Raw genomic sequence first — 12,348 nt, 5'->3', positions numbered from 1 at the left:
TGACGCGTCGTCACCGCGCCCGCTTGCGCCGCCGCCTGCGAAAGAAATTCCAGAGCATCGCGGTCGCGTCCGGCCCCGTCGCGGAATGGAACGCTTCGCGCGGATCGCCGCCGCTCCACGCGTGCGCCAGACGGCGCACGATGCAGACGCGGACGATCAGCCGGCCGCCGCGCAGATAGTCGGTGTAATCCGCGTCGTCGTGCGCGTACGTATGTTGCTCGCCGACACGCAGTTCACCGTGCTCGTCGACGAGCCGATTGATCCGCGCGAACGCGACGCCGAGCTGCCGCGCGTTTTGCTCGGCGACGACCGTATCGAGTCCGCCATGCACGACGAGCGCGGGCATGCCCGGATAAGCGCGTACGTCGACGCAGGCGTCGACGACGCCTATCGGATCGTCGTGCAGGCCGCGGCGCATCAGGCTCATCGCGGCCATCGTCGACAACGGCGGCGCGATGGCCGGACCGGAGTGCAGGCCGACGGCCGCGAACAGGTCGGGAGATTCGATCGCCAGCCGTGCCGCGAGCCCTGCGCCGGCCGACATGCCGGCCAGGTAGATTCGGTCGCGGTCGAACCCGCGCGCCTGCACGATCGCATCGATCAGCGACGCGATCGCCGGGGCCTCCGACTGCGACGCATCGCCATGCCAGTTCCAGCAGCGATGCGAATGGGCGGTCTTCGCCTGTTCGGGAAACAGCACGGCAAACCCGGCGCGCTCGGCGATGCGGCAGATGCGCGTGCCGGCGGCGAACGATTCGGCCGTCTGCTTGCAGCCGTGCAGCATCACGACGACGGGCATGCCGGCGCTCGGCGCCGAAGCGGCGGGCAGGTACAGCGCGTACGCGAGATGGTTGACGAGGCGGCCGGCGGCCGGGCGCGCGGAATGAAACGAGCGCAGCCACGTGCCGGGTGCCTGGTGCGGCGATGTCCGCGCGGCGGTCGTCGAACCCGGGCGACGCGGGGGCCGTATGTTGGCGGCGCGCTTGGCCGCTGCCGCTGGTTTGGTCGTCTTCCTTTTGGGTCGCGTGCTCATCGCGGCGGAAAACAGATCGAACGGGCGTAGCCAGAGGCTGGATTTTTTCTTGGGCATGGACGGATCTCGTGCCGGCGGGGGCGTGCGACAGCATGCGGCGAAGCCGGCCGCTGGATGGCGGGCGAATGCGGGGGCAGCGCACAATGCGTGCCGCGGGACGTATCCGCGTCGAGGTGCTCCGGCATGGCCGACATGGGGAGCGACGATCGACGGAACACCACGCCCCGCGACATCCACCCGGCAGCGCCCCGATTCGGGCCGGCCACGCATCATGCTAGCAGGCGTCGCTCGCCTCGGGTGCGATGGTTCCGTGACCAATCGGTGAATGCTTCGACCCCACTGCCTGCGGTTATCGATATGTCCACAACCGGTGCGTCACGAACATCGTCGGCGGGATCAGCAGCGCGATCGCGACGATTGCCCAGCCGCGCGGCACATCGAACAGCTCGGCGGTGCGCGCGAGCAGCATCGTTTCGGCGAAGCCGGCCAGCGCGACGGTCAGATAGCGCAGCAAGCTGCGCGAATGCACGGTCGACGAGAAGCTCCACAGCGTATTCGCGAGATAGGAGAACGCCGTCGCGCAGACGAACGCGACGGCGTTGGCGATCACCTGAGTGGCATCGAACAGCGCATACATCGCGGATGCGACCAGCACGTGCAGCGCGGTCGAGCCGAGTCCGGACAGGCCGAAGCGCGCCAGCCGTACGCGCTCGGCATAAAGCAGGTCGAACATCGCTGCCTCCGCTACTCAGCGCTCGCCCACCCGCACGCGGGCCGGCTGCGCGCGGCGGCGTGCGCTCGGGCGCCGCGTATCGCGCGCGACCGGCAGTTCGATCACCTTGGCGTGCGTCTGGTAGCGGCGGCGAATCAGATAGACCGGGCGTTGCTTCGACTCGTCGTAGATGCGTCCGATGTACTCGCCGACCACGCCGATGCCGACGAGCTCGATCCCGCCGATGAATAGCGTCACCGACAGCAGCGACGCATAGCCGAGCACCGGGTTGCCGAACAGCAGCGTGCGGCCCACGATGAACGCGCCGTACAGGAATGCGAGTGCGGCGATGCTGAGGCCGATGTAGGTCCAGCTGCGTAGCGGCACGGTGCTGAAGCTCGTGATTCCCTCGAGCGCGAAGTTCCACAGCTTCCAGCCGGAGAATTTCGAGTGCCCGGCGCTGCGCGCTTCACGCTGATATTCGATGATCACGGTCTGGTAGCCGACCCACGCGAACAGCCCCTTCATGAAGCGATGACGCTCGGGCAGGCTGCGCAGCGCGTTCACGACCTTGCGGTCCATCAGCCGGAAGTCGCCGACGTTCTCGGGCAGCTTCACGTCCGACAGCATGTTGTGCACGCGGTAGTAGATCGCGGCGGCGGTGCGCTTCGCGAACGAATCGCATGCGCGGCTGCTGCGCTTCGCGGCGACGACTTCCGCGCCGTCGCGCCAGTGTTCGAGCATCACGGGAATCAGGCTCGGCGGATCCTGCAGGTCGGCGTCGAGCGGAATCACCGCGTCGCCGGCCGCTTCGTCGAGGCCGGCCGTCAGCGCCGCTTCCTTGCCGAAGTTGCGGGTGAGATCGATGACGCGCACGCGGCGGTCGGTCATGCTGACCCGGATCAGGCGTTCGAGCGTGTCGTCGCGGCTGCCGTCGTTTACGCAGACGATCTCGAAGCGGATCGAATCGAGTTCGGCCATCAGCGGAATCACGACGTCGAAGAAGCGTTCGACGGCCTCGCCTTCGTTGTAGAACGGTACGACCAGCGAGACAAGCGGTGTGTAGAGTGGTTCGCGCATGATGGGTTCCCCTGTAATGACGTGCGTGTCAGCGGCCGGCGCCGAATGTCGGGCGGCCGGTGCGGCGCAGTCCGTGCGCCGGGCGGTGGTGTGAGCGGACCGGATGCGGGAAGCCGGTCTCGGTCGAGTTGTCGCGTGCGTCGGGCATCGACGGCACGTCGTGCCTTTCTTGTGCAATCCGGCTGACGAGCAGCGCCAGCGATGCCAGCGTGATGAGCGGCATGAACTGGAACGGCAGATGCGTGACGATCGCGAGACCGGCGAGCGGCGTCGCCCACATCAGCATCAGCCATTCGCGATCGAAGCGGCGCCAGCCGTGCGTCCACGCGTAGCGCGCATACCACGCGATCACGAGCCCGTACCAGGTCAGGTCGTAGTCGTACAGGTACGGGCTGACGATCAGGCATGCGCAGGCGAGCGTGGCGGCGCGCAGCGCGTACGAACACGCGCCGCGCCACGCGTACACGACGGCGATCGCGGCGGCTGCGGCCGAGAGCAGCTGCAGGCCGCGCGCGATGTAGGCGGGCCAGCCGGCGAGGGTGGCGAGCGCGAACACGGTCGGCATGCGCGCGAGCTTGACGTGGCCCGCGTTGACCGTCTGATACGCGTCGTTGATGCCGTGCGCGAACGCGATCCACGACCCGATCCCGAACGCGAGCGTCGTCAGTACGACGCCAGCCGCTATCGTTGCGGCCCATGCGGCCAGTGCGCGCCATTGTCCGGCGCAAAGCAGCGCGAGCGGAAACAGGACCGCCATCTGCGGCTTCATCGTCAGCAGACCAAAGCAGATGCCGGCGATGACGGGGCGGCGATTCAGCGTCAGCAGTCCGAGGCCGGCGAGCGTGGCGGTCAGCAGGCTCGTCTGCCCGACGATCACCGTGAGGAACGCGCCGGGGAACGCGAGCGCGCAGAGCAGCGCGGCATCGCGCTGCACGGTGGCGCGGATCGTCACCGCGAACAGCATGTAGGTCCCGCCGAGCCACAGCACCAGCGCGAGCAGGTACGGCATCCAGCCGAGCGGCAGCACCAACAGCAGCATGGTCGGCGGATAGAGCCACGGCAGCGAGCCGTCCGCGGCGTTCAGCGTCGGGATCGCGAGTTTCTCGATCGCGAAGAGCGAGGAGAACTGCCATGCGTCCACCGCGCGCCCGAGCGCCGCGAGCCGCGCGGCGCTCCAGATCGGTGCGAAATCCTGCGCGAGCGGTTCGGGCACGGCGGTATGCGACCCATGCACGCGTGCGAGATAGATGCAGATGAACAGCAACTCGGTGAACAGTACCGCCGCCGCATAGAGGCGCACCCGATTGCGATTGAGCCAATGCGGGAAACGGCGCGGGCCGGCGATCGGCAGTTCCGGACGGGCGTCGAGGGCCGAATCGACGTGCAGAAGGGAGAGTGGCGTTTTCATTGCGCATTCCGCGACGCGAGGGTCGAGCGACGCACGACGACGAACAGGACGGCGAGCAGCACGACCGGGCCGATCTGCGGCAGCCGCGTGATCCGGTTGAACACCTCGAATACCGGCAACAGCCACGCGAGCACGATCACGATCTGATCTCCCGGCAACCAGCCTTCATCGAGCCCGTGGGCGATCAGGCAGAAGACCGCGATGCCGAGCCAGGCCAGTTCGTAATGCCACAGATAGGGCGTCGACAACAGCGTGGCGACCACCAGCGCCGCGCCGCGCAGCCGCATGTCGTCCGTGCGACGCCAGACCTGAACGGCGGCGGTGATGGCGAGCAATCCCACGGCGGCCTGCGCGGCGAGCGAGGCCGGAATCGATGCACCCGCGAGGCGGAGCGCCGCGAACGTCGTCGGCGAAACGAACCAGTAGGCGGGAAGGGTGAAGTGCATGCCGCGTACGATCGACATCGCATGGGCCAGGCCGCTCAGGGAGCCCGTGCCGGTCAGTGCAATGCCGGCCACGGTGAACAGCACGGTCGTGATCGCCGCCGACATGAAGGTTCGCCACGAGCGCGTCGCGATCAGCACGAACGGAAACACCATCGCCATCTGCGGCTTGATGGCGAGCAACCCGATCAGCATGCCGGCGACGATCGGGCGTCGGCCGAGGAAATGCAGCGCGAGCGCGGCGATGCCGGCGGTCAGGATGCTGTTCTGCCCGTACAGGATGGACGCGAACACGCCCGAATAGGCGAGCACCACGAGCGCCGCGGCGCGCGGAACGGGCAGGTGCGCACGCAGGCCCGACAGTCTCAGGGCGGCATACGCGTAGCATAAAAGACTGCCCGCAAAAAAGAGGAAATACGCGGGCAGGAAAGGCACGAGGGCAACCGGCGCGATGAACAGCAGCATCGTCGGCGGATAGAGCCAGGGCAGCGATTGGTGACCGATATAGGCACCGAATCGCGCGACCTCGGCATGAGAGAAGAAGACCGGATCGTAGATCGCTGCGGCGTGGCCTTGCAGCACGAGTTGCGACGCGGTCCAGAAGACGGAGAAGTCGACACCCGGTCGGGCAGTCGACTGTGACGTGAAGGCGTCCGTTACGACGCCCCAGACGATCAGAAAGGTCACGCACAGCAGCAGCATGACGCAGCTGTACGGAACGATCCGGTCAGCCGTCAACCATTGAGCACAGCGTTTGGCGCGATAGCGCACTCCACGATTGGCTGTGTACATGATGCCCCGTTTGCAGTGAAGGCTGCCTGATCTTCCGCAGCCTTTTTGTGTTGTCGTGTATCCGGATCGAATCGCGCTCGATGGCGCTGTCCGGTGAATGCATTGTTGGAGAAAAAATCGTGTGACGCAAACCGCGGGCTGAATCGTGAAATCGCGATTCGACGGCGACATGGCTGAAAAGCGGGTTTTCACGTCTGAGAAAACCGTACCGGCGCAAATGATGTTTCTCGCTTGAAACATTCCGTGTTTTTCACCGGTCCGGCGGTATGCGGAATGCACGTCGGGCGACGGGTGATCCGGATTCGGGAAAATCCCGAGAAAATTTTTTGGCGCCCTTGCACAGCACGGCGGCGCGCTGCCGGCACGCGGCGCCGGCCGGCATGCGTATATCAAATCTGAAACATTTTGTGCAGTGCGCCGAAACCCGGTCGACGGGTGAATCGCCGGAACCCTTGATGCGCCTCGTTTTCCCTCCGGCTGGCCTGCTCTTTGCGTCAAGGTCCGCACGACAGTCGACGACGTGATGAACGACCGGTTGAAGCAACAGGCTGACAAGACCGGATTCAATCACCTGCGGAAAGCAACGGATCCAGGGCGCGTCGGGGAATACGCCGCCCAGGCCTTGAAAACCGCCGGAAACGTCGACTGGGCGAATAGGCGACGGCATCGTCCGCGCAAAAAGAATCACATGACAGCATTGGGGAATAAAAATGAAAGACCAGAGCACGCCGCGGCTCGCATGCCGCGCAGAAGATCCGCAGTCGCATCGACGCATCAGCGTCATCCGCTCAATCCGTATTCATGCACGGAACGGTCGTTTCGCCGTTCTGCTCGATCGCGTCATTCGCCAGATCGCAGCGCGCATGGATATCGCACGCATCAGCTCACCGACCATCGTTCGCCAGGCCAGGCTCGTACCCTGCCGTGTGCGTCGCTGAGCGCAGCATCCGAATCCTTGTGTTGTTCCGGTAGTACCCCGCTCCCCGCGTCGATCCCCGACAACGGGATTTTCATAGTAGTGCGTAAGGAGAATAGCCATGTCCACGTTCATCCAGAAAATCCGCGGTTTCGTTCAAGACGAACAAGGCGTGACGGCCATCGAATACGGCCTGATTGCCGCACTGATCGCAGTCGGCCTCGTCGCAGCACTGACGCTGGTCGGCAACGACCTCAAGACCGTCTTCAACACGATTGCAGACGATCTCAACGCGGCGATCTGAATGGCGGGGCGGCGAACGGCGGGTCCGGCCCGTTCGTCGCCATCCCCCCGCGCGAGCAGGGCCGGACACTTCACCAACAGATGTCGAATGGATCGAACGGCGGACGACTCGGCCGGTGCACTGCGCGAGTCTCCCCGCTCTCTTGTTCAACCGAATCGGAGGCTGTCATGCGGACCAGCGGACGTGCGGTAGCGGTATCGCGATGGATCGGCGACGAGCAGGGGGTGACGTCGATCGAGTACGCGCTGATCGCGGCAGTGTTCGCCACCATCGTGCTGGGAAGCGTGGTCACACTGAAAGGTTCGGTTGAAGACGCGTACAACATGATCGCGTCGATCGTGACCGCGGCGGTCAATACCGCGCTGGGTCAATGATTCCGACTATTACAGCCAATCGAGGTTCGCCATGTTGCCTGCCGCGCTGCCTTATCCGGTCCCGTTGTGCGTGACGGTGCTCGTCGTCGTCGCGGCCAGCATGGACATCACGAGCCGACGCATCCCGAACCGGCTCGTCGCGATCGGGCTGGCCGGTGCGCTGATCGCCCAGTGCGCGCTGCACGGGGTCCAGGCCGGAGCACTCGCGTGGCTCGGCGGCGCGGCGACCGGCTTCGGCATGCTGCTGCCGTTCTATCTGCTGCGCGGGATGGCTGCAGGCGACGTGAAGCTGATGCTGGCGATCGGCGCATGGGTCGGCGCGCAGATGACGTTCTACATCGTGCTGGCCACCTTTCTGGCCGGCGGGATCGGCGCGATCGGCCTTGTGCTGGTGCGCGGGCGGATGCGCCAGATGTGGGCGAACGTCCGGGCGCTGATCGCGCATCGCTCGATCCGCGCGTATGCAGGGGCAACCGACGGCCCCGTGGAAGTCGCGTCGGTCGGCGCGTTGCCGTATGGCGTCGCGATTGCCGCCGGCACGCTGGGCATGCTGTTCGTTTCGCGCGTCTAGCGCGACGAACCTGCAATGAGGATGAAACGCACATGAACACGATCCCCACCGAACCGAAGCGCGACGCGCAGGTTACGCACCTGCCGCATCCGTCGCCGTTGCGGGAGGCGTATGCGAAACCGGGCACGCAGTTGCCTGCCGCGCCGCGCTCGCTCGAGGAAACCGGACTGAGCCAGTCGTTCGTCGCGGGGCTCGTGCTGAAGTCGACGCTGGTGCTTGGCCGCCCGTCCTACGGCGATCTGATCGAGCGCCACTGCCTGCCGCTCGCGGTGCTCGACGACGTCTTCGCGTTCCTGGTGCGCGAGCATCTGGTCGAACTGACCCATCGCGGCAAGACGGATCTCGACGTGACGTTCCGCCTGACCGACGCGGGCCGCGTGGCCGCGCTCGAAGAATGCGCGCGCAGCACGTACAGCGGCCCGGCGCCGGTGACGCTCGACGCGTATCTCGACTGCGTGTCCACCCATTCGGTACGCAAGCTGCGCGTGGCCCAGAACGACGTATGGGCCGTATTCGAAGGCGTCGTGATGGACACGTCGGTACTCGACTCGGCGGCCGCCGCGCTGAACTCCGGCCGTCCGCTGCTGATCTACGGCCCCGCCGGCAGCGGCAAGACCTTCCTCGCCGAGCGGCTCGGCGCGTTGATGGGCGGCCATGTACCGGTGCCGTATGCGATCTGTGCGGCCGGGGAAGTGATCCAGATCTACGATCCGCTCGTGCATGTCGACGCGCCGTCGCAAACGGAGGGCCAGTCGATCGATCGCCGCTGGCGCCTGTGCGAGCGGCCGGTCGTGATGTCCGGCGGCGAGCTGACGCTCGACGAGCTCGACCTGCGCCGCGATGAAGCGGCGGGCTTCTACCAGGCGCCGCCGCACATGAAGGCGAACATGGGCATGTACATCGTCGACGATCTCGGCCGCCAGCGTGTCGAGCCGCGCGACCTGCTCAACCGCTGGCTGCGTCCGCTCGATCGCGGCGTCGATTTCCTGACGCTCGAGTCCGGCAATCGATTCGTGCTGCCGTTCGACGTCTGGCCGGTGTTCTCGAGCAACCTGGCGCCGGAGCAGTTCGCCGACGACGCATTCCTGCGCCGGCTCGGTTCCAAGCTTCACGTCGGCGCGCTGTCGATCGAGCACTACCGCGCTGTGTTCGACGCCGCATGCGAGTCGCTCGGACTGGTGTCGTCGCAGGACGCCTTCGACTATCTGCTGCACCGGCTGCACCTGCCGACCGGCAAGGCATATCTCGCATGCTTCCCGATGGATCTGCTGCGCCTCGTCGCCGCCGGCGCGCGGTATCGCGGCGATCCGCCCGAAGTGACGCACGACGCGCTGCACGACGCATGGGCCAGTTATTTCGGCACGGCGCCCGAGCGCGACGGCGGATATCTGCCGCCTGCCGAGCACGGCGGTCACACAGTCATAACCGGTTGAGCCGTTTCTTTCACGATTCGTTGAGGAGCATTGCCATGAAAAACAGTCGAGCGCTCATGATGCTGATCGTCGCGATGGTCGCGGGGCTTGCCGCGGTCGTGTTCGCGTCCCGCTGGTTGATGAATACATCCAGCAGCTCGGTCACGTCGGTCGCGGTGGCGACCACCGACCTGAACCTGGGCGAGCCGCTCGGGCCGAACCAGATCCGCATGGTGAGCTGGCCGTCGGGCAGCGTGCCGACCGGCGCGTTCACCGACACGAAGGAACTCGAAGGGCGCGTCGTGCGCACGAGCCTCGCGCGCGGCGAGCCGGTGATCGAGTCGAAGCTCGCGCCGGTCGGCACGAAAGGCGGGCTTTCCGCCGTGATCGCCGACGGCAGCCGCGCGATCACCGTGCGCGTGAACGACGTGGTCGGCGTCGCGGGCTTCGCGCTGCCGGGCAACTACGTCGACGTGATCGTCAACACGCAGGAACAGCAGGGCAAGACCGACGGGCAGAGCATCTCCAAGATCGTGCTCGAGCACATCCTGGTGCTGGCCGTCGCGCAGCAGGTCAGCCGCGACGACACCGCACCGAAGGTGGTCAACGCGGTGACGCTCGAAGTCACGCCCGACCAGGCCGAACGCCTCGACCTCGCGCGCAGCGTCGGCACGCTGTCGCTCGTGCTGCGCAACCAGGTCGACCAGAAGACGCTGACGACCGACGGCGCGACCAAGCTGACGCTGCTCGGCAAGGCCCCGGTGCCGGATGCACCGCCCGCACCGGTACACGAACGCGTACGGACCGTGCGCGTGCACGTCGCGTCGCACGCGGCACCGGAGGCGCGCCACGATTGTGTCGGCGTGCTGACCGGAGTACGTGGCAGCGTCGAATGCTTCTGAAGCCGTAGAACACACATCCAGATAAACACATCAACCAGATCGGCCGCCGTCAGGGCACGGCGGCCTTGGAAGTCGACAACCGGCGGCTCGCCGGTCACTCGGGGGATCAGACGAAATGAAGATCAATCCGCAATATTCAGGTACCGGCCCAGTGCGCACACGCATCGCACGGGGCACGATGATGGCCGCGATCCTGTGTACGGGGTGGCTGACGGTATACAGCGCGCTGGCCCAGGAAGGCGCGGAATCGGCTGCGCTGATGAAGGGCGGCGCGAGCGCGCCGGCTGCCGTCGCCAAGGGGCCGATGCAGATGACGATCAGCATGGCGCCGGCGGTTGCCGCCGCGCCTGCCGCGTCGGCAGGCCCGCTGCGCGGACCGAATTGCGTGGGCGCGGTGCGCGAGTCGACCAGCGTCAGCGTGCCGCTCGGCAAGTCGCTGCTGGTGCCGATGCCGGAGCCGGTCCGCAACCGGACCATCGGCAACCCGGCCGTCGCGCAGGCGACGATGGTGTCGCCGCAGACGCTGTACATCCTCGGGCTGACGGTCGGCACGACCAACATGATCGTGCAGGGCCGCAGCGGTGCATGCCGCGTAATCGACGTGGCGGTCGGCGCGGACGCCGGCGGCCTGCAGGCGTCGCTGATGCAGCTGATGCCGAACGAGCGCGACATTCACGTCTCGACCGCCGCCGGCACGATCGTGCTGGCGGGCAACGTGTCGAACTCGCAGGCCGCGCAGCAGGCGGTGCAGATCGCCCGCGCGTACAGCGAAAGCGCCGGTGACGGCAGCGGCAAGGGCGCCGGCGTGCTGAACATGCTGGCCGTCACGTCGCCGCAGCAGGTGATGCTCGAGGTGAAGGTCGCCGAAGTGTCGAAGACGCTGATCAACCAGATGGGCAGCGCATTCAACATCCAGGGCGGATTTGGATCCTGGAGCGGCGCGCTCGTCAGCCAGCTGCTCGCGGGTGTCGCAAGCGCCGCGGTCTTCAACAAGGCGAACAACAAGCCGTTCAGCATCGCGGCCGATGCGCAGAACACCGACAACCTCGTCAAGATCCTCGCGGAGCCGAACCTCGTGACGATCAGCGGCCAGGAGGCGACGTTCCTCGCCGGCGGCAAGATCTTCATCCCGGTACCGCAGAGCAGCGGGACGGGCACGTCGACGATCACGCTGCAGGAAGAGGAGTTCGGCGTCGCGCTGAAGTTCACGCCGACGGTGCTCGGCAACGGCCGGATCAGCCTGAAGGTCGCGCCGGAAGTGTCGGAACTGTCGCAGACGGGCGTCACGCTGAGCGCGACCAACATCGGCGGCACGTCGATCCTGCCGCTGATCACGACCCGGCGCGCGTCGACGACGGTCCAGATGGGCGACGGCGAATCGTTCGCGATCGGCGGGCTGATCAAGGACAACGCGAGCGGCGCGCTGAAGGCGATTCCCGGCGTCGGCGAGGTGCCGGTGCTCGGTGCGCTGTTCCGCAGCACGTCGTTCCAGCAGGACCGCACCGAGCTGATCTTCGTGATCACGCCGCACCTGGTGAGGCCGCTGCAGACCGCCGACCTGCCGCTGCCGACCGACAGCTTCTCGAAGCCCAACGAAGCAGACGTGTATGCGACCGGCAACATGGAAGGCCGCAAGGGTGTCCGCAAGGCGGGCGCGCAACCGGCGAGCGGCGCGATGAATGCACCGCAGACGCCGGCACCGGCTCCCGCGCCGCAATCGGCTGCACCGGCCGCACCGGCCGCCGCACTGCCCGCACCGCGTGCGCCGCAACCTGCCGAAGCACCGGCACCGGTGCCGGCGCAGCCCGAGAAGCCGGCGGCTGCAGCGGCCGCCACGGCGGGGGCGGTGAACGTCGAACCGGTGCCTGCCGTGCCGTTGCGGCCGCAACCGCAGGCCGACGCGGCCAGCGCGGCACGGATCGCGCGCATCGAAGCCGCTGCCGCGCGTCTCGCGGCGGCCGGCTCCGACACGCCGGCAAAACCGGCGCCGCGTTCGAAGCAGAGTCTGCCGGCCGCCGCCCACGCGCAGATCGCGCGGGCGAATGCGGAACCCGCGTCCAACGATCGTTGAAGCCATCCAAGGGGAAGCTCATGAAATCCGCCTACCTCGTATTCGTGCGCCGTGCGGCGCTCGCCGTCCCGCTCGCGTTCGCGCTTGCCGGCTGCATGTCATCCACGCCGGTGTGGGACAGCCGCTTCGGCGACTCGGTCCGCGCCGTCACGCAAGCCCAGATCATCGATCCGCATGCCGCCGAACACGCGGCCTCGCGGCAGGGGGTCGACGGCAGCGCCGCCGCGTCCGCGCTCGACAACTACGACAAGTCGTTCAAGCAGCCCGAGCCGAAAGCCAATGCATTCGTGATCGGGATCGGCAAGTCGTCGGGGCAATAACACAGGCACG

General features: G+C 66.9%; 13 protein-coding genes. 7 read left to right on the top strand and 6 right to left on the bottom strand.

What is annotated here, in order from left to right:
- Positions 1-10: 10 nt before the first annotated feature.
- From WS87_RS31795 to WS87_RS33830, 6 genes are all read right to left on the bottom strand, one after another.
- Positions 11-1,090, bottom strand: coding sequence for an extracellular catalytic domain type 1 short-chain-length polyhydroxyalkanoate depolymerase (locus WS87_RS31795; RefSeq protein ID WP_059820040.1), 1,080 nt, complete (start codon positions 1,088-1,090; stop codon positions 11-13).
- Positions 1,091-1,382: 292 nt separating this feature from the next.
- Positions 1,383-1,766, bottom strand: coding sequence for a GtrA family protein (locus tag WS87_RS31790; protein ID WP_059820041.1), 384 nt, complete (start codon positions 1,764-1,766; stop codon positions 1,383-1,385).
- A 15-nt stretch (positions 1,767-1,781) separates the two neighbouring features.
- Entirely contained in the window at positions 1,782-2,825 is a 1,044-nt protein-coding gene (locus WS87_RS31785; protein ID WP_059820042.1) for a glycosyltransferase family 2 protein, read from the bottom strand.
- 28 nt (positions 2,826-2,853) lie between these two features.
- Complete coding sequence (locus tag WS87_RS31780; protein ID WP_059820043.1) at positions 2,854-4,233, bottom strand: glycosyltransferase family 87 protein; 1,380 nt, start codon at positions 4,231-4,233, stop codon at positions 2,854-2,856.
- Positions 4,230-5,468: a glycosyltransferase family 87 protein gene (locus WS87_RS31775; RefSeq protein WP_059820044.1), complete on the bottom strand. Its 1,239-nt coding sequence runs from the start codon at positions 5,466-5,468 to the stop codon at positions 4,230-4,232. Before WS87_RS31775 ends, WS87_RS31780 begins: the two co-directional genes overlap by 4 nt.
- Positions 5,469-5,718: 250 nt before the next feature.
- A complete protein-coding gene (locus WS87_RS33830; RefSeq protein ID WP_159085732.1) occupies positions 5,719-6,252 on the bottom strand; it encodes a hypothetical protein in 534 nt (177 codons plus the stop codon).
- A gap of 253 nt (positions 6,253-6,505) precedes the next feature.
- On the opposite strand from WS87_RS33830, the gene WS87_RS31770 reads away from it, so the two are divergent.
- From WS87_RS31770 to WS87_RS31740, 7 genes are all read left to right on the top strand, one after another.
- On the top strand, positions 6,506-6,688 hold the full coding sequence (locus WS87_RS31770) for a Flp family type IVb pilin (protein ID WP_059451855.1): 183 nt from the start codon (positions 6,506-6,508) through the stop codon (positions 6,686-6,688).
- A gap of 167 nt (positions 6,689-6,855) precedes the next feature.
- Entirely contained in the window at positions 6,856-7,062 is a 207-nt protein-coding gene (locus tag WS87_RS31765; protein ID WP_059536016.1) for a Flp family type IVb pilin, read from the top strand.
- 31 nt (positions 7,063-7,093) lie between these two features.
- Positions 7,094-7,633 carry an A24 family peptidase gene (locus WS87_RS31760; RefSeq protein WP_059820045.1) on the top strand — a complete coding sequence of 180 codons (540 nt, stop codon included), beginning with the start codon at positions 7,094-7,096 and terminating at the stop codon, positions 7,631-7,633.
- Positions 7,634-7,665: 32 nt separating this feature from the next.
- Positions 7,666-9,066 (top strand): ATP-binding protein, encoded by a 1,401-nt coding sequence (locus tag WS87_RS31755; RefSeq protein WP_059820046.1) that lies wholly within the window; start codon positions 7,666-7,668, stop codon positions 9,064-9,066.
- 35 nt (positions 9,067-9,101) lie between these two features.
- Positions 9,102-9,947 (top strand): Flp pilus assembly protein CpaB, encoded by an 846-nt coding sequence (cpaB, locus tag WS87_RS31750; protein WP_059536027.1) that lies wholly within the window; start codon positions 9,102-9,104, stop codon positions 9,945-9,947.
- A gap of 115 nt (positions 9,948-10,062) precedes the next feature.
- Positions 10,063-12,018, top strand: coding sequence for a type II and III secretion system protein family protein (locus WS87_RS31745; RefSeq protein WP_059820047.1), 1,956 nt, complete (start codon positions 10,063-10,065; stop codon positions 12,016-12,018).
- 20 nt (positions 12,019-12,038) lie between these two features.
- On the top strand, positions 12,039-12,338 hold the full coding sequence (locus tag WS87_RS31740) for a hypothetical protein (RefSeq protein WP_059594593.1): 300 nt from the start codon (positions 12,039-12,041) through the stop codon (positions 12,336-12,338).
- Positions 12,339-12,348 lie beyond the last annotated feature (10 nt).

It is taken from the genome of Burkholderia sp. MSMB0856, assembly GCF_001524645.2.
GTDB classification, from domain to species: domain Bacteria; phylum Pseudomonadota; class Gammaproteobacteria; order Burkholderiales; family Burkholderiaceae; genus Burkholderia; species Burkholderia diffusa.
The sequence above is the reverse complement of the archived record's forward strand: the minus strand, read 5'-3'. Positions and strand labels throughout refer to the sequence as shown.